Genomic DNA, 19303 nt, shown 5'->3' on the forward strand with positions numbered 1-19303 from the left:
AGGTCGGGGATCGGGGTTTAGCCGACGGGGGGGTCCGGCTAGCGGAGACCGAAGAGCCCAGCACCGACAACCGGAGGTCCTCATGGCCCAGACCGTCGCCGACTACCTGCTCGCCCGACTGCGCGAATGGGGTGTGCGGCAGGTGTTCGGCTATCCCGGCGACGGGATCAACGGCCTGCTCGCGGCCTGGGGGCGCGCGGACAACGACCCCGAGTTCATCCAGTCCCGCCACGAGGAGATGTCGGCGTTCGAGGCCGTCGGCTTCGCCAAGTTCAGCGGCGGCTTCGGCGTCTGCGCCGCGACCAGCGGACCCGGGGCCATCCACCTGCTCAACGGCCTCTACGACGCCAAGCTCGACCACGTCCCGGTGGTCGCGATCGTCGGGCAGACCGAGCGCTCGGCGATGGGCGGTTCCTACCAGCAGGAAGTGGACCTGCTGAGTCTGTACAAGGACGTCTGCAGCGACTACGTGCAGATGTGCACCGTGCCCGAACAGCTGCCCAACCTGATCGACCGCGCCATCCGGATCGCGGTGAGCGAGCGCGCTCCGACGGCGCTGATCTTCCCCTCCGACGTCCTCGAACTCGAGTACGAGCCGCCCGCCCACGAGTTCAAGAACGTCCCCTCCAGCCTCGGCATCGCCCAGTCGTCGCCCCAGCCTGATCCGGCTGCCGTCCAGCAGACCGCCGATCTGCTCAACGCCGGCGAGAAGGTGGCGCTGCTGGTCGGCCAGGGCGCCCGGGACTGCCAGGCCGAGCTCACCGAGGTGGCCGACCTGCTCGGCGCCGGCGCGGCCAAGGCGCTGCTGGGCAAGGACGTGCTGCCCGACACCCTGCCGTGGGTGACCGGCTCCATCGGACTGCTGGGCACGCGGCCCAGCTACGAGATGATGATGGGCTGCGACACGCTCCTGACGGTCGGCTCCAACTTCCCGTACACCCAGTTCATGCCGAAGCTGGACCAGGCCCGGGCGGTCCAGATCGACCGGTCCGGCAGCTGGATCGGGATGCGGTACCCGTACGAGCTCAACGTCGTCGGCGACGCCAAGGCGACGCTGCAAGCGCTCATCCCGCTGCTGCGCCGCAAGGAGGACCGGTCGTGGCAGGAGAAGATCACTGCCGACGTGGCCGACTGGTGGCAGACCGTCGAGCGGCGCGCGCTGACCGACGCCGACCCGGTCAACCCGATGCGGATCGTGCACGAGCTGTCGGAGCGGCTGCCGGCGAACGCCATCGTCACCAGCGACTCCGGCAGCGCCGCGAACTGGTACGCCCGGCACCTGAAGGTGCGCGGCGAGGTCAAGTGCTCGCTGTCCGGCACGCTGGCCACCATGGGCCCCGGCGTGCCCTACGCCATCGGCGCGAAGTGGGCGCACCCCGAGCGCCCGGCGATCGCGCTGGTCGGTGACGGCGCGATGCAGATGAACGGCCTGGCCGAGCAGATCACCATCGCCCGGTACTGGCAGGAGTGGGCCGATCCGCGGCTGATCACCGTGGTCTTCCACAACAACGACCTCAATCAGGTCACCTGGGAGATGCGGGCGATGGAGGGGGCGCCGAAGTTCACCGAGTCGCAAACCATCCCCGACATCGACTACGCCGCCTTCGCCCGGGGCCTGGGCCTCGAGGGGATCAACGTCGACAAGCCCGAGGACGTCGGGCCGGCCTGGGACGCCGCCCTGGCCGCGAACAGGCCGGTCGTGCTCGACATCCGCTGCGATCCCGACGTGCCTCCCATCCCCCCGCACGCGACGTTCGAGCAGGCGCTGTCCACCGCGAAGTCGGCGCTCAAGGGTGACGAGGACGCCGCCGGCTTCATCAAGCAGGGGGTCAAGCAGAAGGTGCAGGAGTTCCTGCCCGGCTCCAAGGGCGATGGCTGAGGCCCAGCCGGTGACCTCGGTCGATCTGCCCGCCCCCGTCGTCCGGCCACCGGAGGACGCCGGTCCCGCGGCCGGCCTCGACGTCGCCGCCCTGGAGCGCGACCTGCGCGCCCGGGTGGACGGCGAGGTGCGGTTCGATGCCGGTTCCCGCGGGGCCTACAGCACCGACGCCTCCAACTACCGGCAGGTGCCGATCGGGGTGGTGGTGCCGCGCTCGGTGGACGCGGCCGCGGATGCGGTCGCGGTGTGCCGGGAGCACGGCGCCCCCGTGCTGCCACGGGGAGGCGGGACCAGCCTGGCCGGAGAGTGCACCAACACCGCCGTCGTCCTGGACTTCACCAAGTACTGCAACCGGCTGCTGACGGTCGACCCCGAGGCGGGCACCTGCGTGGTGGAGCCGGGCATCGTGCTGGACGAGCTGAACCGGCAGCTGGCGCCCTCCGGGCTGGAGTTCGGGCCCGAGCCGGCAACCCACAACCACTGCGCGCTCGGCGGGATGATCGGCAACAACGCCTGCGGGGCGACCGCGCAGCGCACCGGCAAGGTCGTCGACAACGTCGTGTCGCTGGACGTGCTGCTCTACGACGGCACGCGGATGACCGTGGGCGCCACCTCCGACGAGGAGTACGCCGCGATCGTGCAGGCCGGTGGACGGCGCGGCGAGGTGTACCGGCAGCTGCGCGAGCTGCGCGACCGGTACGGCGAGGAAGTCCGTGCGCGTTACCCCGACATCCCGCGCCGGGTGTCGGGCTACAACCTCGACTCGCTGCTGCCCGAGCGGGGCTTCGACCTCGCCGGCGCGCTGATCGGCTCCGAGGGCAGCTGCGTCACGGTGCTGGGGGCCGAGCTGCGGCTCGTCCCCGTGGTGCTCCACCGCGCCCTGGTGCTGCTCGGCTATCCCGACGTGGTGACCTCGGCGCGCGACGTGCCGGCCATCGTCGAGCAGGAGCCGATCGCCCTCGAGGGCCTGGACCGCCATCTGATCACCTTCCAGCAGGAGAAGGACCTCAACCCCGACACGCTCGAGCTGCTGCCCGAGGGACCCCGCGCGTGGTTGCTGGTCCAGTTCGGCGGCGAGACGCACGAGGAGGCCGGCGGCCGGGCGCACGACTTCGCGGACCTGGCCGGCGGCTGGTCGAGTGCACCCACGGCCACCGTCTTCGACGAGGGCGTGCACCAGGCCGACATCTGGCAGGTCCGCGAGGCGGGGCTCGGCGCCACCGCCCGCGTGCCCGGGCGGCCCGACACCTGGCCGGGCTGGGAGGACTCCGCCGTCGCCCCGGCCGACCTGGCCGACTACCTCGCCGACCTGCAGCGGCTCTACGACGAATTCGGCTTCGACCAGGTGTCGCTGTACGGGCACTTCGGGCAGGGCTGCGTGCACACCCGCATCCCGTTCGACCTGCAGACCGCCGACGGGGTGCAGCACTTCCGGGCGTTCACCGAGCGGGCCGCGGACCTGGTCGTCTCCTACGGCGGCTCCTTCTCCGGCGAGCACGGCGACGGCCAGGCCCGCGGCGAGCTGCTGCCGAAGATGTACGGCGAGGAGCTGGTGGAGGCCTTCGCCCGGTTCAAGGCGATCTTCGATCCCGGGAACCGGATGAACCCGGGCAAGGTCGCCGCCCCGTACCGGCTCGACGAGAACCTGCGGCTGGGCCGCGACTACCAGCCCCGGCAGGTGGAGACCCACTTCCGCTATCCGCACGACGACGGCAGCTTCGACCGCGCCGTGCTGCGCTGCGTCGGCGTCGGCAAGTGCCGCCGGCAGGAGAGCGAGGGGACGGTGATGTGCCCCTCCTACATGGTCACCCGGGAGGAGGAGCACTCCACCCGCGGCCGGGCCCGTCTGCTGTTCGAGATGATGCAGGGCCACGACGACTCACCCATCGGCGACGGCTGGCGCTCGGAGGCCGTCCGGGACTCGCTCGACCTGTGCCTGGCCTGCAAGGGCTGCAAGAGCGACTGCCCGGTCAACGTGGACATGGCCACCTACAAGGCCGAATTCCTGTCCCACCACTACGCCGGCCGGCTGCGTCCGATCACGCACTACACGCTGGGCTGGCTACCGCTGCTGGCCAGAGCGGCCTCCATGGCGCCTCGGGTGGTCAACGCCCTCACCCAGGCGCCGGGCATCCGGCGGATCGCCACGGCGGTGGGTGGCGTCGCCCCGGAGCGGGAGATCCCGCAGTTCGCCGACCAGACCTTCCAGGCATGGTACGGCGCTCGCGGCCCGCGCGGGAGCGGCGAGCGCGGCGAGGTGCTCCTCTGGCCGGACACGTTCAGCAACTCCTTCCAGCCGGGGCTGGCGAAGGCCGCCGTCGAGGTACTCGAGGACGCCGGCTGGCGGGTCGTCGTCCCGCAGGATGCGGTCTGCTGCGGGCTCACCTGGATCTCGACCGGGCAACTGGACGTCGCCAAGCGGGTGCTGCGCCGCACGATCGATGTGCTGCGCCCGCACGTGCAGGCCGGGACCTTGGTGCTCGGGCTCGAGCCGTCGTGCACGGCGGTGTTCCGCTCCGATGCCGCCGAGCTCTACCCGGACGATCCCGACGTGCAGCTGCTGCGCGATCAGACGGTGACGCTCGCCGAGCTGCTCACCGAGCACACCCCAGGCTGGGAACCGCCCCGGCTGAGCCGGCGGGCCGTCGTGCAGACGCACTGCCACCAGCACGCGGTCATGGGCTTCGATCGCGATGTCGAGCTCATGCAGCAGATGGGCATGGACGTCGACGTCCTCGACTCCGGCTGTTGCGGACTGGCCGGCAACTTCGGGTTCGAGCGCGACCACTACGACGTCTCGATGGCCTGCGCCGAGCGGGTGCTGCTGCCGGAGGTCCGCAAGGCCGGACCCGACGACGTCGTCCTCGCCGACGGGTTCAGCTGCCGCACCCAGATCGAGCAGGGCGACCCCGGAGGCCGGGAAGGCCTGCACCTGGCCGAGGTGCTGGCGGCTGCCCTGCGCGGCGATCCTGCGATGCCCGGCGAGCCGCCCGAGCGGGCCTGGGCCGACCGGCCGTCGACCCCGCGGGCGGCGTCCTGGGCAGCCCTCGGCGCGGCGGCCGTGGCCGGGCTCGGTGCGGCCGGGGCAGCGACCCGGGCACTGCGGCGATGACCGGCTCGCCATCCGCCCCGACGATCGATGCGGTCGAGGTCTCGGTGTTCGTCGTCCGCACCGAGGGGCCGGAGGCCGATGGCACCCTGGCGTGGGACTCGACGACCTGCGTCGTGGTCCGTGCCTCCGGCGGCGGCCGGACCGGACTGGGCTGGACCTACGGGCCCGCGGCCTGTGCGGAGCTGGTCACCGCCGTGCTCGCCGACGTGGTCCGCGGCCGGTCGGCGCTGGCCGTGCCGGCCGCGTGGGAGGCGATGGTGCGGCGGTGCCGCAACGCAGGTCGCCCGGGCATCGTGTCGATGGCGGTCGCGGCGGTGGACACCGCGCTGTGGGACCTCGCCGCCCAGCTGCTCGACGTCCCCCTCGTGGTGCTGCTCGGTCAGGCGCGCGACGACGTCCCGACCTACGGCAGCGGTGGCTTCCCCACCTACGACGACGACCGGCTGACCACCCAGCTGGAGTACTGGGTCGGCGAGCTCGGGGTCGCGGCGGTGAAGATCAAGATCGGCGAGTCGTGGGGTCAGCGGACCGGGCGCGATCTCGACCGCGTGCGGCGCACCCGTGAGGTCGTCGGGGACGGGGTCGAGGTCTTCGTCGACGCCAACGGTGGCTACACACCAGGCCAGGCGCGGCGAGTCGGCCGGGAACTCGACGATCTGGGCGTGACCTGGTTCGAGGAGCCGGTGTCATCCGACGACCTCTCCGGGCTGGCGGAGCTGCGCGGTGCCCTGGCCACCGACGTCGCCGCGGGCGAGTACGCCTACGACCTCGCGTACGTGCGGCGCATGTGCGCGGCGCGCGCCGTCGACTGCCTGCAGCTGGACGTCACCCGCATCGGTGGGATAACCGAGTGGCGCCGCGCCGCGGCCGTCGCCGCCGCGTTCGGCCTGCAGGTCAGCGCACACTGCGCGCCGGCCCTGCACGCCGCGGTCGCGGCGAGCGTCCCGAACCTGCGGCACGTCGAGTACTTCACCGACCACGGCCGCCTCGAGCCCCTGCTGTTCGACGGGGTGCCGGAAGTTCGCGACGGACGCATGACCCCACAGGTGGACCGGCCGGGCAACGGACTGCGGCTGCGGCCCGACGCCGAGCGCTTCCGGTCCGGCTGACCGAGCGGCGCTGCTGTGCGCTCGGCGCACGACGGGCCGAGTGGGGTTCCCCTCCCTCGGTGGCCCGTCGCCGGCGGGCACCAGCGACCGTGCCAGCGGCCCTGCCCGGCACGTTCACGGGCATGCGACCACCCGCACCGGGATGACGCCACCTCGCGGTGCCGCGCGCCAGGTGCATACCGAGGACGGCCGGGGTACCGCGCACGTCATGAGACGGGCACGCGAGACCCACGGCGACGCCGGCGACGTGACCGAGGGCCTGCCCGACCAGCACCGGATCGAACGCCTGCACCCGGAGCTACATCGACGGCCCGTTCGCCGCGACGCCGGACCGCGCCCGGGGCGCCTTCAGGTCCTGAACCGGTAGCTGCACGCCGACGCCCCGAGAAAGCACGCCGACGCCCCGAGGAAGAAGGCCACCATGAAAGCCACGACGCTCACCGACGGCCCTCCGGAGCAGCACGTCCTGGTCTTCGAGACCGGGGACGAGGTCGTCACCGGTCTCACGGACTGGGCGGCCGGGAACGACCTGCCGGGCAGTTCGTTCACCGCCATCGGCGCCTTCTCCGAGGCGACGCTGGGGTACTACGACCTGGACGAGCAGGAGTACGCCGAGATCCCGGTCGACGGCCAGGTCGAGGTGCTGACCCTCGCCGGTGACATCACCCTCGACGGGGAGGGCGGGTGGAAGGTGCACGGCCACGTCGTCTGCGGACGGCGAGACGGCTCCACGGTCGGCGGGCATCTGCTGCGCGCCGTCGTCCGGCCGACCCTGGAAGTGGTGGTGACGGCCGGGGCCGCTCACCTCCGGCGCCGCCACGATCCCGCATCCGGACTCGCCCTCATCGACCCGGCGGCGAAAGCCGGCTGAGCACTCCGGCTCGCGACGTTTCCTGCTGCACGTGCTGATCCTCCCCCGTAGCCTGCGCTCGGGGTGATCATCCGATGAGAACGGGACCGCTCGATCGACCTGCCGGACACGCCGCACGGCGCCGCGGACGGCGAACCTGCGCACTGCTCTCGGCGGCGCTCCTGGCCCTGGCCGCCTGCGGCGGGGAGGGCGGCGAGGGCAGCGAGGCGGAGACCGGAACGGCAGGGCCGATCACCCTGTACACCTGCGTCAGCGACACGACGATCCAGCCGGTGATCGACGCCTTCGAGAGCCGCGCCGACGGCGCGCAGGTCGAGTTGTTCCGCGCCCCGACCGGGGAGCTGAACGCACGGGTGGCGGCCGACGCCCGGTCGGGTGGGCTCCGCGCCGACGTGATCTGGGGCTGCGACCCGCTGACCATGCAGGGCTTCGTCGACCAGGGCCTCGTCGGCGGGTGGACACCGCCCGAGGCAGCGGCCGTCCCCGGAGACTTCCGTACCGAGGACTACGTCGGCGTCCACGTGCTGTACATGCTCGCCGTGCACCGCACGGACGCCCCGGCGCCGGAGGCGTGGTCGGACCTCGCCACGGGCGGCCATGCGGTGGCCGTGCCCGATCCGTCGGTGGCTGCTTCGGCGCTGGGCGCGCTGGGTTGGTTCGCCGAGGAGCCGGGGTACGGCGTGGACTTCTACGCCGACCTCGAGCGCAACGGTGCGGTGCAGGTGAGCACGCCCAACGACGTCACCACCGGGGTGGCCCAGGGCATCTACGACGCCGGCATCACGCACGCGAACTCGGCGTACGCGGCGCTGGAGGACGGCTCCCCGATCGAGGTCGTCTGGCCCGATCCCGGCGCTGTGGCGATCCACGGGCCGATCGCGCTGGCCACCGACAGCGCCGACTCCGAGGCCGCGAAGGACTTCATCTCCTTCGTCGTCGGGGAAGAGGGCCAGGCCGTGGTCGGCGAGTCCGGGTCCTACCCGACCCGGCCAGGAGCACCCACGCCGACCATCCCCGCCAACGCGCCGATCGTCTTCCCCGACTGGGCCGCGATCGGCGACGACAAGGACGCCATCCTCAGCGAGTACCAGCAGGTCTTCGGCGGCTGATCGATGCACCGCGGCGGTGCGCCGATCCTGATCCGGGAGCTTCTCATCAGGCCGTCCCTGATCAGGCGCAGCGCCACCGTCGCGGTGCTCGCGCTCGTGGTCGCCCTCGTCGCCTTCCCGCTACTGCGGCTGGGTGCGGTGCTCTGGCAGGAGAGCGACGGCGACCTCGCCCGCATCCTCGGCACGGCCCGGCTGGGCACGGCGGTGCGGAACACCCTCCTGCTCGCCGCAGCCGTGACCGCCGCCGCGGTGCCCCTCGGGGTCGCGATCGCGCTGGTCCTGCGTCGGCCCGACCTGCCCGGCCGGACCTTCTGGCGGGTGGCGGTGCTGCTGCCGGTGGTGGTGCCCGACTTCGTCCTCGGCTACAGCTGGACCCAGGCCTACGCGCGGGCCGGCTTCACCGACACCGTCGCCGGGCTGCACTGGGCGGGGCTGCTCGGCCCCGTCGGTGTGTGGGTGGTCCTGGTCGTGAACGCCGCCCCGTTGGTCTACCTCATCACCGCCGCCGGGCTGGCCGCGCGCGCCGAGCCCGACCTCGAGCGCGCGGCCCGCGTGTCCGGGGCGGGGAGCGGGACGGCTTTGCTCACCGTCACGCTCCAGCTGCTGCTGCCGGCGGTGGCGGCGGCAGCAGTGCTGGTGTTCGTCCTCACGCTCGGCTCGTTCGCGATCCCGCAGGTCCTCGGCGCGCCCGCCGGGTTCAGCACGGTGACCACGCGCATCTACGCCGACCTGTCGGTCGGCGGTGATCCCGCCTCCTTCCTCGAGGCGGTCGCCCTCGCACTGCTGCTTGTCGTCCTCGCCGCCGTCTGCGTGGCCCCAGCCGACGCGCTGCTCGGCCCGCGGCTGCGGACCGAGCGATCCGCCGGAGCGCAGGGCACGAGCGCCGTGGCCGGGAGCCGGCCGGTACGGCGGGCCCAGGCGCTCGTCCTGGCCGGCTACCTGGTCCTCACCGTGGCGCTGCCACTGGCCGCCCTCGCCCTGGCCGCGGTCACCCGCGCGCTCGGGATCCCGCCGACCCCCGGCAACTGGACCCTGGACCACTTCCGCGAGGTCCTCACCCCGCGCACCGTCGAGGCCCTCGGCCGGAGCCTCGCCCTGGCGCTCGCGGCCGCCTCGCTGCTCGTCCTGCTGGGCGCCCTCGTCGCGGTGCTCGAACGCCGCCGGGCCGGTCGGGCGACCGGCACCCTGATCACCCTCACCCTCGTGCTCCCCGGCTCGACCCTCGCGGTCGGCCTGCTGATCGCCTACGGGCGCTGGCTGTCCGGCACCCTCACGCTCATCCTGCTGGCCTACCTCGCCAAGCTCTGGGCGTTCGCGCACCGGCCGATCGCCGGGGCGCTCGACCGCCTGCCCCCCGACGAACTGCGCGCCGCACGGGTCAGCGGCGCCGGCGCGCTCACCGCCGTCCGCACCGTCGCGCTGCGCCCGCTCGCCCCCGCCCTGCTGGCGGCGTGGCTGATCTGCTTCCTCACCGCGCTGTACGAGGTCACCATGTCCAGCCTGCTCTACGGACCGGGGACGGAGACGTTGGCGGTCGTCGTGCTGAACAGTCAGGAGCTGGGCCGGATCGGCCCGACCGCCGCCCTGTCGATGGTGCTGTCCCTGCTGCTCGCCGTCCCGGCGCTCGCGCTGTGGCCGGTGTTCCGCACGCTCCGCGCCGGAGGCGGCGCACCGCCGGCCGGCTTCCGCACGGACATGACCCGTGCCGGCTGAGCCCGTCCTCGAGATCGCCGATCTCGTCGTGCAGTACGACGGGACGACGGCGCTGCGCGGGATGACCCTGAGCGTCCGACCCGGGGAGGTGCTGGCCCTGCTGGGCCCGTCCGGCTCGGGCAAGTCCACCCTGCTGCACACCGTGGCCGGCTTTCTCCTGCCCACGTCCGGCACCGTCCGCCTCGCCGGCACGACGGTCGCCGGCGACGGCCGGCCGGTGCCCCCCGAGCGCCGGGACCTCGCCGTGGTGTTCCAGAACTACGCGTTGTGGCCGCACCTGTCCGCTCTCGACACCGTCGCCTATCCCGCGCGGCGCCGCGGGACCGGCCGGGTACGGGCCCGCGCCGAGGCGCTGGCGATCCTGGACCGGCTGCGCATCGCCCACCTGGCCGACCGCAGGCCCGCGGAGCTCTCCGGCGGGGAACAGCAGCGCGTGGGACTGGCGCGGGCGCTCGCCCGCCGGCCGTCGGTGTATCTCTTCGACGAGCCGACCGCGCACCTGGACACGCACGTCCGCGGTGTCTTCCTCGAGGAACTCGTCGCGCGCCAGCGGGACAGCGGTGCCGCCGCGCTCTACGCCACGCACGACGCGGAGGAGGCGCTCGGCCTCGCCGACCGGATCGCGCTGCTGCGCGAAGGGCGGCTGCTGCAGGTCGGCACGCCGCAGCAGGTCTACGAGGAGCCGGTGGACCTGTTCGCCGCCCGCCTCACGGGGCCGGCGTCGGTGATCGACGATCCGGACGGCGCCGGGACGGTGCTGGTGCGCCCCGGCTGGGCCCGGCTCGGCGGCCCGCTCCAGGCGGAGCTGCGCGGAGTGTGGTTCCGCGGCCCGCACTCCGACTACCTGCTCGAGAGCTCCCTGGGGAACGTGCTGATCCGTGAGCCCGGTCCGCCCCGTCACGCGGCGGGCACCCCGGTCGGGTGGGCCCTGGATCGACGCTGGGCCCTGGCGGAGCGCTGAGCGCATCAGTCCAGGAGCGCGGGCACCCTGGAACGGTTGTGCCGGTCGTTGACGATGGCCAGGTGCTTCTCGGTGTACCGGCGCAGCCGGCCGACCTGCTGCTCGGTCAGCGTGTCGCACACCCACTCCCAGTGCAGGGACACCCAGTCGCCGGGGTGCACCGTGCCCACCATCCCGACGCCGTCGACCGACTGCACGACCGTCTCGGTCTCCGGCGGCCCCAGCCCGAGACTGCCACCGTCCCAGGTCAGCGGCCGGCTCTGCACCACGACCTGGTCGCCCTGCACTGCCAGCACCCGTCCCCAGCGGATCCGGCACCGGTCCAGCACGGTGAGCGCGTGCGGCGCCTTGCGCCCCTCGGTCAGCAGGCCGGTGTAGGGATAGATGCAGAACACCGCGAAGCTGTGGTGCGGCACTCCCCCGGCCAGCACACCTTCGGTGAGGGTCGAGAACGTGCCGGCCGTGACGGCGCGGAACCGGTCCTCCATCGAGTCGCCCACCGCGCGCGTGCCGACCTGGTCCAACCGGGGGCTGCCGACCCAGTAGGCCTCCACCACCCGGCGGTCCAGCGGATCGTCCAGACCGGTGGCGCCCGCGATCAGCTGCAGGTACGGCCACGCGCCGGCGAACTGCTGGGCCATCGCGCGCAGGCCTCCGTCGTCCCGCCCGGCGACGCCGTACTCGAAGAACCCGCCGTGGTCCGGCGGCCCGCAGAAGCCGTGGGAGTTCGGCGGGAAGGCGTAGCGCGCGAACAGGACCGGTCCGGGGACGACCGCTGAGTTCGCCGTCACCACGGCGTCCTCCTCTCGTCGGCCGGCACCCCGGTCGGCGGGCTCGGCACGCCGTCGGCGAGCGCCGCATCGACGGCGCCGAACTCGTCGAGGGCCCCGAGCTCTTCGAGCACGGCGAGGGTCTCCAGCGCCGACGTCTCGTCCAGCTGCCGAAGGGCCATGCCGAGGTGCACGACCACCCAGTCCCCGACGGAGGCGTCTGCCACGTAGACCAGGCAGGCCTCCCTCCGGACGCCGCGGACGTCCACGTCGGCCATGGGGGTGTCCCCCCGCTCGTGGACCGACACGATCCGGCCCGGTACTGCGATGCACACGGCGTCACCTCTTCTCGGTGGGACACGACCGACGGCTGTGCTGAGCCGTCACATCCGCGTGATCTTGATGTAACGGGTCAGCGCCGGGAACTCCTTCCACATCAGCGCGACCGCGGCCACGACAGGGAGCAGCAGCACCCACTTCGGCACGTACACGGCGTCCTCCAGTCCTCTCCGGTCCCGGTGATGTGTCGGCTCCGATGCGCTGGGGGCTCACCCCGGCGGCAGGTTGGGCATGATCGGCAGGATCGGATCGTGCTTCTTCGGCCGCACCCCGGTGGAGCGACGCGCGTCCGCCGTCCCGTCCGGGTGGTGCCCGACCTGCTTCTCGTACGGGCCGTGGTTGCCCTGCTTCACGCCCTTCGTGTGGGATCCGGTGTCCGGTCGGGCGTCGGGTCTGCCCACCCGGATTCCGGCCGGCCTGTTCTCGGTCGCCATCGCGCCTCTCCTCTCACTGCGTGCTGAGCCTCAGTAGGTGCTGCGCCGCGGTTCGGCCAGCCCGTCGAAGAACGCCCGGATCGCCGGCCACACCGTGCTGCCACCGGAGAGCCCCGTCCACTCCCGCTTGATCACGGCCACCAGCCGGTAGCAGTCGTCGATCGGGACCAGCCAGTGCTCGTCGGCGCCCCGGGCGGTGTTCAGCAGCAACGCCTGCACCCCGGGGGTCATGGCGGACAGTTCGGGACAGCGCTGCTGCAGAGCCCGCCACGTGCCGGCGTCGACCTCCGACCGGGTCGGGCCCATGGGACTGGGATAGTTCGCGAGCACCGAGCCGTCGCCCTGCACGACGAAGTAGACCAGGCCCACGGGGACGCCGAACTCCGTCGGTGACAGGTCGGTCAGCCGCATCCGCGTCTCCGGGACGAGCTGGTAGTGCCCCCGTCCGGCGGCGTCCCGCTGGAACAGCAGCGTGCACGCCTGACAGGTGCACATCAGCTCTCCGGCCTGCTCGTCGAGCACGTGCCGGTGCTGCCCCGGCAGGGCGAGCCCGCACATGTCGCAGCGCTCGGTGTTCTGCGCCGGTGAGCTCGACGACCGGCGGACGACACGTTCCAGCGCCCCGGTGCTCAACACTGCTCCGCAGTGGAACCGGACGCCCTGGGCGCGTTCACCGTGGACTCGGCTGGGCCGGTGAGCGCAGCAGCGAGTCCAGCGGGATGAACGTCGCCGGACGGGCCGCCTGCACGACGACGACCCGGACGTCGGACAGCTCGGGCGCCGTCGCCAGTACAGCGTTTCGCACGAGTGCGTCCGGCGGCTCGGTGGACGCCGACGAGCAGCCGCAGCCGCTACCGCAGCCGCCGCCGCCGCCGCCGGTGACCCGTACCTCGGCCACGCCGTCCTCGATGCCGAGGAAGGTCACCTCCCCCTGTGCTTCCAGCTGCGCCCGGACGTCGTCGAGGGCGCGGGCGATGCGCACCTCCACCGGGTCGGGGTGGATGCCGTGCAGCGCCAGCAGGTGTCCGAGCAGGTCGTCCCCGGTGAAGGCCTCGACGAGCGGCGTCCCGGTGGAACGTGTCGCGCCGGATGCGTAGGCCACCGCCCGGGTGAGCGCCGCACCGTAGACCTCCGCCAGCGCGGCGACGGCTTCGAGGGCCAGCTCGCCGGCCGGCCCCGGAAGCTGCTCCACCCGACCGAGCAGCTCGTCGAGCTCCGTGAGCCGCTGCTCGACCTCCGGATCGCCGAGCGGGCCGAGCGGTGATGGCCCGTCCGGTGGCGGTGCGCCGGCAGCGGCGAACAGTCCGGCCACCGCCGCATCCGCCGCGCCGGCCACCGCCGGCTCAGCCGCCATTGCCGGCCCCGAACATCGGGGAGTGCAGCTTCTGCAGCGTGCGCCCGTTGCCCAGGTACATGTGCACGCCGCACGGCAGGCAGGGGTCGAAGCTGCGCACCGCCCGCATGATGTCGATGCCGCGGAAGTCGTCCGGCCCGTTCTCCTCGAAGATCGGCATGTCCTGCACCGCGTCCTCGTACGGGCCCGGCGTGCCGTACATGTCCCGGGGGCTGCCGTTCCACGGCGTGGGCGGGTACGGGTGGTAGTTGGCGATCTTGCCGTCCTTGATCACCAGGTGGTGGGACAGCACGCCCCGGACGGCCTCGTGGAAGCCGACGCCGATCGCCTCGTCGGGCACCTCGAAGTCCTGGAAGACCTTGGTGTCCCCGGCCCGCATCCGCGCCATGCCCTGCTCGAGGAAGTAGATGGCCATCGCCGCGGCGTAGGCGATGAAGTAGACGCGGGCACGGTCCCGTTCGAGGGCGTTGGACCACTTCGGAATCTGCCACTCGATGGTCTGCTCGGGCAGCTCGTGGCTCTTGGGCAGGCTTATCTGCACGCTGTGCCCGGTGGACTTCACGTACGGGGTGTCCACGAGACCGGACAGCGCCGTCGTGTAGAGCCGGGCGAACGGTCCGCCGCCGGTGTCCAGCGCCAGGTGCTCGCCGGTGTCCGGGTGCAGCCAGCGGGGGCTCATCACCCAGCTGTACTTGTCGGCGAAGTCGCGTTTCCCCGGCGCGGGCAGGGTCGTCTGGTTCCACGGGTGCCGCATGTCGACCGGGTTGCCGAGCGGGTCGTGGGTGACGAACGGCTCCTCGTTGACCCAGTCCTGGTAGTAGGAGCTGCCCAGCAGGATCCGCATGCCCAGGTTGATGTCGACCAGATTGTTGGTCAGCAGCTTTCCGTCGATGACGATGCCCGGCGTCACGTACATCGCCTTGCCCCACTCGTTCATGTTCTCGTACGAGTAGTCGACGACCTCCGGGTCCTGGAAGGCGCCCCAGCAGCCGAGCAGCACGCGCCGGCGGCCGACCTCCTCGTAGCCGGGCAGCGCCTCGTACCAGAAGTCGAAGATGTCGTCGTTGAGCGCGACCGCCTTCTTGCAGAAGTCCAGGATGGAGATGAGCTTGCTCAGGTAGTCGGTGAACAGCGTCGGCGTGGGCATCGTGCCGACACCGCCCGGATAGACGGTCGAGGGGTGGACGTGCCGGCCCTCCATCAGGCAGAACATCTCCCGGGTGGTCCGGCTGACCTTGAGCGCCTCCTTGTAGACGTCTCCTTCGAACGGGTTGAACGCCCGCATGATGTCGGCGATCGTCCGGTAGCCGTGGATGCCGGCGTGCGGCGCCTCGGTGTTCTCCGCCCGCGCCAGCACGCTGGGATTCGTGTCCTTGACCATCGCCTCGCAGAAGTCCACGAAGACGAGGTTGTCCTGGAAGATCGTGTGGTCGAACAGGTACTCGGCCGCCTCGCCGAGGTTCATGATCCACTCGGCCATCTTCGGCGTCTTGATCCCGTAGGCCATGTTCTGGGCGTACACCGAGCACGTGGTGTGGTTGTCCCCGCAGATACCGCAGATCCGGCTGGTGATGAAGCCGGCGTCGCGGGGGTCCTTGCCCTTCATGAACACCGAGTAGCCGCGGAACAGCGACGAGGTGCTGTGGCACTCGGCGACCCGGCGGTTGGCGAAGTCGATCTTCGTGTAGATGCCGAGGTTGCCGATGATCCGGGTGATCGGATCCCAGGACATCTCGACGAGCTGCCCTTGCTGCGCGTCCGGGGGCCGGTGCTGCGTCGCCGTCATGTCCTGCTCCTCAGGTCGTGGGCTGTCCGGTCGAGGTCGGTTCTCACGGGCGGTACCGCGGGTCGTAGCCGGTGGTGAGCGCGTCGCGGTTGTGCCGCCACTTCGGTTCCTTGTTGGCCGTGGCGTTCGTGATGCCGCGCATGCGCCGGACGAAGGCGCCGTAGGGCTTGCCGAGCATCGAGGAGAGGCTTCCGCCGGGGGGCATGTCCATGAACGGCATGAACTTGTCGGGGAAGCCCGGCATGGTGCAGGCGATGCAGATCCCGCCCACGTTGGGGCACCCGCCGACACCGTTCATCCAGCCCCGCTTGGGCACGTTGCAGTTGACGACCGGGCCCCAGCAGCCGATCTTGACCTGGCACTTGGGCGAGTTGTAGTCCTTGGCGAAATCGGCCTGCTCGTAGTACGAGCCGCGGTCGCACCCCTCGTGCACGGTCTTGCCGAACAGCCACTGCGGTCGCAGCAGCTCGTCCAGCGGCGGCGGGGGCGCCGAACCCGCCGCGTGGTACAGCACCCAGGTCAGCGTCTCCATGAAGTTCTCCGGCTGCACCGGGCAGCCGGGGATGTTGACGATCGGCAGCGCCCCGGCGGACGTGAAGTCCCAGCCCAGGTAGTCGGCCAGCCCCATGGAGCCGGTCGGGTTGCCGGCCATGGCGTGGATGCCGCCGTAGGTGGCGCAGGTGCCGATCGCGACGACCGCCCAGGCCTTGGGCGCCAGCTGGTCGATCCACCAGTTCAGGGTCAGCGGCTGACCGGTCTCCAGGTCGTTGCCGAAGGAGGTCCAGTACCCTTCGCCGTTGATCTTCTCGTTCGGGATCGAGCCCTCGATCACCAGGATGAACGGTGCGTCCAGCTCCCCCCGGGCCGCCGCCCGGAAGGGGGCCAGGAACTCCTCGCCGCCCACCGTCGGGGACAGCACCTTGTTGTGCAGGTGGACCGTCGGCAGGCCGGGGATCATGCCGGTGACGACGTCCTCGATCGACGGCTGGCTGGACGCGGTGATCGACACGGTGTCGCCGTCGCAGCTCATCCCCTCCGAGATCCAGAGGATGTGCACCTCGTCGAAGCCCCCCGCCGTCGGCGTCGTCGCCTCTCTCAGCTGGGTCATCACGCGTCCTTCCGTCGCCGGTTGCCGGTCATCGCTGCGTGCGCGTGCAGCTCCATGTGCGTGGTCATGTGCGGGGCCGGCCCTGCACCCGGTCCCGCAGCCGGTCGTAGATCGCCGCGACCGGGGCCGCGAGGGCCAGCAGCGGCGGCTCGTCGGGAGCGAGCGGATGCGGCCGCGTGGGCGCGCGCTGCTTGGCCGCATCGAGCTCGGCCCCCAGTTCGGTGAGCGCCTGCTCGTCGAGGTGCTCGCGCAGCTGCGGCATGAGCTCCTGCTCGTCCTCCTGGACGTGGCCGGCGACGACATCCTGCAGCTGCGCCATGAGGGCACCGGTCCGCTCGTCGCCCTCGGACAGCCGGTCGAGCTCGATCAGCTGCCGTTTCACCGCGGCGTGCCGGTCCAGGCGCCGGCAGACCGCGGTCTCCCCGTCCGGCAGCACTCGCCTGGCCAGCGGGTAGAACATCAGCTCCTCCAGCGCCGCGTGCTTGGACAGCTCCCGGACGAGCATCTCCACCACGCCGCGGCGCTGGCTGTCGGAAGCCGCCGCCGGGTAGTCGCGGAAGAGCTGCTCCACCATCCGGTGGTCGTGGCTGAGCAGTTCGATGGCGTCCATCGCGTCCCCTCTCTGGCGCGCTGCGGATGCTGGTCAGGCGACCTCGACGCGGGCCTCCTCCGGATGCTGCGGTCCCGGCAACAGGTCGCGGACGACGTCGGCGACCAGCCGGCGGGCCGGCTCGACGGCGGCCTGCACCACCGCGGACAGCTCCATGCGCTCCTCGATCACGGCGGGCCGGCAGCCGACGACCAGCACCCGCTCGACCGCTCCGCCGAGGCTGCGCATCAGGTCGATCACCGCGATCGGGCTCATCCCGTGCCCGTCGACGGCCGGCACCGCCAACGCGTCGACCGGTTCGCGCTCGTCGTCGAGCGGCACCTCCAGGACGGCGAGGGTGCCCGGGGGCTCGTCGAGCGGGACGGCGTCGACCATGACCACCGTCGAGTAGCGGCCGTCCAGCAGCTCGTAGGCCAGGTGCACGCCGCGGATGCCGTAGTCGACGACGTCGACGGCGTCCGGGAGATCGGCCGGGTCGAGCCCGGTGACCACCTCGACGCCGAACCCGTCGTCGCCGAGGAAGACGTTGCCGATGCCGGCGACCAGCACACGCGCGCGGTTCATCCGCTCACCGCCCCCTCCTCGGGCAGCGGTCGCAGCTCGTCAGGCAGGAAGTAGTGGTAGCGACGGCGCCACTGGTGCAGCTCGGCGGCGGGGTCGTCCTCCAGCGTGACCGCGACCTGCCGCTCGTCGTCCACGTCGAGGAAGACGCCCTCCACGCGGGCGGTGCGGCCGGCGAGGAAGACGTCGTGCGCGTCGGTGCCGTGCGTGCGCGGCTGCAGCTCCACCCGCGAACCTCTGGTCACGGCGACACCGGCCACGACGACGGCATCGGTGTCCGGCGAGAGATGCGCATCGGCACCCGGCTCCCACCAGGGCAGCGCGGACTCCTCGTCGGCGGCGGCCGACTCCCCCGCGTTCTCCCCGTGCCGGATCGGGCGCAGCGAACGGACGGCGCCGTGCAGCCGCGCCAGCACCTCCTCCGGGAGGTGGTCGACCCGGTCGAGGATGGCCGCCGCCTGCGGGTCGGTGGCCCGGACCTCGCGCTTCTCCTCGTCGGTGAGCGTCATCGTGCGCAGCGACAGGATCTCGTCGATCTCGCCGGAGTCGAACAGCGGCCCCGGGCTCTCCGGCGCGATCTGCGGGTGGTCGTAGAGGATGATCGGCGAGGAGAGCACCACGTCGCGGCCGCCGGACTCTCCCGCGAGCACCGGGAACGTGTGCACGTTGCGGCACCCCTCCGCTGCGCGGGACGCCCAGATCGGCGGCTCGAGGAGCGACACGAACCGTCCGCCGCGCACCCCGATCAGCGTGTGCGCCGCCACGAGCGAGTGCCGCAGGGCCTCGGGCCGGGCAACGTCGGCGGCCACCGTGGTCACGGAGTTCGCAGTGACCACCCGCAGCCGGTGCAGCCGGTACGGGGCCTCCGCCGCCGCGGTCTCGAGCGTGAGCGTGGCCGACACCGGCCAGCTCCGGCGCACGATCCGGCCCACGTCAGTGCCCGCGCCGTCGCGCAACTGCTCGACCTCCTCCCCGCCGGGCGCGGTGACTTCCGTGGTCCGGGCACCGCCGCGCAGCTCGCCGACGGAGGCATGGACGTCGAACTCGCGAGGCAGTGCCTCGTCGAAGGTCAGGTGTCGCTGCCCGTCGACGTCGAGCGCGTCGACCCCGACGAAGGCGCCTGCAGCGGTACGGCGCTCGACGGCGCGGTGCTGCAGTTGCAGGAAGCGCAGCCGCACGTGCACCTCGGCCTCGTCCGGCGCCTCCAGCAGGCACTCGGTCTGCTGGTGCCACGCGTCGGCCGAGCCGGCGACGCTGGTGTCGGCGGGCCCGGCGGCCGCCACGACCTCACGGGGAGCCAGCACACCGAACTGCCAGCGCACCCGGTTCTTCGGCGAGGACCGCCGGTAGGGGTAGAGCAGATATCCCTCGTAGAGGATGGCATCGGCGACCGCACGGGCGTACTCGAACCCGGCCGCCGGGGAAGAGACGGGAGGCGACCTCAGCGAGGACACGGCCCCCTGGCTGCCCTCGGGCGGCCGGCCGTGCTCGTGGGTCGCCGCACTCATCGCGCGACGCCGTCCGCTGTGGGCGGATCAGGGGGCCTGGACCGCTGGGACCGCCGGTCGTGCGCCGCTGCTCCGCGCA

17 protein-coding genes are annotated in these 19303 nt (G+C 72.3%); 7 read left to right on the forward strand and 10 right to left on the reverse strand.

Translation table 11 applies throughout. The features are described 5' to 3' along the window. Window positions 1-82: 82 nt before the first annotated feature. The 7 genes from BLASA_RS13855 (at window position 83) to BLASA_RS13885 (ending at window position 10754) form a co-directional block, all read left to right on the forward strand. Window positions 83-1879 carry a thiamine pyrophosphate-requiring protein gene (locus tag BLASA_RS13855; RefSeq protein WP_014376800.1) on the forward strand — a complete coding sequence of 599 codons (1797 nt, stop codon included), beginning with the start codon at window positions 83-85 and terminating at the stop codon, window positions 1877-1879. Beyond that, a complete protein-coding gene (locus BLASA_RS13860; RefSeq protein ID WP_014376801.1) occupies window positions 1872-4991 on the forward strand; it encodes an FAD-binding and (Fe-S)-binding domain-containing protein in 3120 nt (1039 codons plus the stop codon). Before BLASA_RS13855 ends, BLASA_RS13860 begins: the two co-directional genes overlap by 8 nt. Continuing rightward, window positions 4988-6100: an enolase C-terminal domain-like protein gene (locus BLASA_RS13865; protein ID WP_014376802.1), complete on the forward strand. Its 1113-nt coding sequence runs from the start codon at window positions 4988-4990 to the stop codon at window positions 6098-6100. The genes BLASA_RS13860 and BLASA_RS13865 overlap by 4 nt, the downstream gene beginning before the upstream one ends. A 421-nt stretch (window positions 6101-6521) precedes the next feature. Then, window positions 6522-6971: a PPC domain-containing DNA-binding protein gene (locus tag BLASA_RS13870; RefSeq protein ID WP_014376804.1), complete on the forward strand. Its 450-nt coding sequence runs from the start codon at window positions 6522-6524 to the stop codon at window positions 6969-6971. A gap of 74 nt (window positions 6972-7045) precedes the next feature. After that, the gene (locus BLASA_RS13875) at window positions 7046-8080 is read left to right on the forward strand and encodes an extracellular solute-binding protein (protein WP_014376805.1); all 1035 of its coding nucleotides are present in this window, start codon (window positions 7046-7048) and stop codon (window positions 8078-8080) included. An 84-nt stretch (window positions 8081-8164) separates the two neighbouring features. Further along, window positions 8165-9793, forward strand: a complete 1629-nt coding sequence (locus tag BLASA_RS13880; RefSeq protein ID WP_166486550.1) for an ABC transporter permease — start codon at window positions 8165-8167, stop codon at window positions 9791-9793. Further along, window positions 9783-10754, forward strand: a complete 972-nt coding sequence (locus tag BLASA_RS13885; protein WP_014376807.1) for an ABC transporter ATP-binding protein — start codon at window positions 9783-9785, stop codon at window positions 10752-10754. The genes BLASA_RS13880 and BLASA_RS13885 overlap by 11 nt, the downstream gene beginning before the upstream one ends. Window positions 10755-10759: 5 nt before the next feature. Here BLASA_RS13885 and BLASA_RS13890 read toward each other — a convergent pair whose 3' ends face one another. The 10 genes from BLASA_RS13890 to BLASA_RS13935 form a co-directional block, all read right to left on the reverse strand. Beyond that, the gene (locus tag BLASA_RS13890) at window positions 10760-11545 is read right to left on the reverse strand and encodes a DUF6390 family protein (protein ID WP_014376808.1); all 786 of its coding nucleotides are present in this window, start codon (window positions 11543-11545) and stop codon (window positions 10760-10762) included. Further along, window positions 11542-11859 (reverse strand): HypC/HybG/HupF family hydrogenase formation chaperone, encoded by a 318-nt coding sequence (locus tag BLASA_RS13895; RefSeq protein ID WP_041775772.1) that lies wholly within the window; start codon window positions 11857-11859, stop codon window positions 11542-11544. Before BLASA_RS13895 ends, BLASA_RS13890 begins: the two co-directional genes overlap by 4 nt. A gap of 213 nt (window positions 11860-12072) precedes the next feature. Continuing rightward, window positions 12073-12297: a hypothetical protein gene (locus BLASA_RS13900; protein WP_014376811.1), complete on the reverse strand. Its 225-nt coding sequence runs from the start codon at window positions 12295-12297 to the stop codon at window positions 12073-12075. 30 nt (window positions 12298-12327) lie between these two features. Beyond that, a complete protein-coding gene (locus BLASA_RS13905; RefSeq protein WP_041776519.1) occupies window positions 12328-12930 on the reverse strand; it encodes a DUF5947 family protein in 603 nt (200 codons plus the stop codon). 37 nt (window positions 12931-12967) lie between these two features. After that, window positions 12968-13651 (reverse strand): hypothetical protein, encoded by a 684-nt coding sequence (locus BLASA_RS13910; protein WP_014376813.1) that lies wholly within the window; start codon window positions 13649-13651, stop codon window positions 12968-12970. Beyond that, window positions 13641-15437, reverse strand: coding sequence for a nickel-dependent hydrogenase large subunit (locus tag BLASA_RS13915; protein ID WP_014376814.1), 1797 nt, complete (start codon window positions 15435-15437; stop codon window positions 13641-13643). Before BLASA_RS13915 ends, BLASA_RS13910 begins: the two co-directional genes overlap by 11 nt. Before the next feature lie 43 nt (window positions 15438-15480). Continuing rightward, entirely contained in the window at window positions 15481-16545 is a 1065-nt protein-coding gene (locus BLASA_RS13920; RefSeq protein WP_041775773.1) for a hydrogenase expression protein HypE, read from the reverse strand. A gap of 64 nt (window positions 16546-16609) precedes the next feature. After that, complete coding sequence (locus BLASA_RS13925; protein WP_014376816.1) at window positions 16610-17155, reverse strand: hemerythrin domain-containing protein; 546 nt, start codon at window positions 17153-17155, stop codon at window positions 16610-16612. 33 nt (window positions 17156-17188) lie between these two features. Next, window positions 17189-17719, reverse strand: a complete 531-nt coding sequence (locus BLASA_RS13930) for a hydrogenase maturation protease (protein WP_014376817.1) — start codon at window positions 17717-17719, stop codon at window positions 17189-17191. Further along, the gene (locus BLASA_RS13935; protein ID WP_197536222.1) at window positions 17716-19224 is read right to left on the reverse strand and encodes a hypothetical protein; all 1509 of its coding nucleotides are present in this window, start codon (window positions 19222-19224) and stop codon (window positions 17716-17718) included. Before BLASA_RS13935 ends, BLASA_RS13930 begins: the two co-directional genes overlap by 4 nt. Window positions 19225-19303: the final 79 nt, after the last annotated feature.

The organism is Blastococcus saxobsidens DD2, assembly GCF_000284015.1.
GTDB classification, from domain to species: Bacteria; Actinomycetota; Actinomycetes; order Mycobacteriales; family Geodermatophilaceae; genus Blastococcus; species Blastococcus saxobsidens_A.

Bases quoted from the DNA above. Each gene is read 5' to 3' on its own strand.
- BLASA_RS13855 (WP_014376800.1), top strand. From the start codon at position 83: ATGGCCCAGACCGTCGCCGACTACCTGCTCGCCCGACTGCGCGAATGG.
- BLASA_RS13860 (WP_014376801.1), top strand. From the start codon at position 1,872: ATGGCTGAGGCCCAGCCGGTGACCTCGGTCGATCTGCCCGCCCCCGTC.
- BLASA_RS13865 (WP_014376802.1), top strand. From the start codon at position 4,988: ATGACCGGCTCGCCATCCGCCCCGACGATCGATGCGGTCGAGGTCTCG.
- BLASA_RS13870 (WP_014376804.1), top strand. From the start codon at position 6,522: ATGAAAGCCACGACGCTCACCGACGGCCCTCCGGAGCAGCACGTCCTG.
- BLASA_RS13875 (WP_014376805.1), top strand. From the start codon at position 7,046: ATGAGAACGGGACCGCTCGATCGACCTGCCGGACACGCCGCACGGCGC.
- BLASA_RS13900 (WP_014376811.1), bottom strand. From the start codon at position 12,297: ATGGCGACCGAGAACAGGCCGGCCGGAATCCGGGTGGGCAGACCCGAC.
- BLASA_RS13910 (WP_014376813.1), bottom strand. From the start codon at position 13,651: ATGGCGGCTGAGCCGGCGGTGGCCGGCGCGGCGGATGCGGCGGTGGCC.
- BLASA_RS13915 (WP_014376814.1), bottom strand. From the start codon at position 15,437: ATGACGGCGACGCAGCACCGGCCCCCGGACGCGCAGCAAGGGCAGCTC.
- BLASA_RS13920 (WP_041775773.1), bottom strand. From the start codon at position 16,545: ATGACCCAGCTGAGAGAGGCGACGACGCCGACGGCGGGGGGCTTCGAC.
- BLASA_RS13925 (WP_014376816.1), bottom strand. From the start codon at position 17,155: ATGGACGCCATCGAACTGCTCAGCCACGACCACCGGATGGTGGAGCAG.
- BLASA_RS13930 (WP_014376817.1), bottom strand. From the start codon at position 17,719: ATGAACCGCGCGCGTGTGCTGGTCGCCGGCATCGGCAACGTCTTCCTC.
- BLASA_RS13935 (WP_197536222.1), bottom strand. From the start codon at position 19,224: ATGAGTGCGGCGACCCACGAGCACGGCCGGCCGCCCGAGGGCAGCCAG.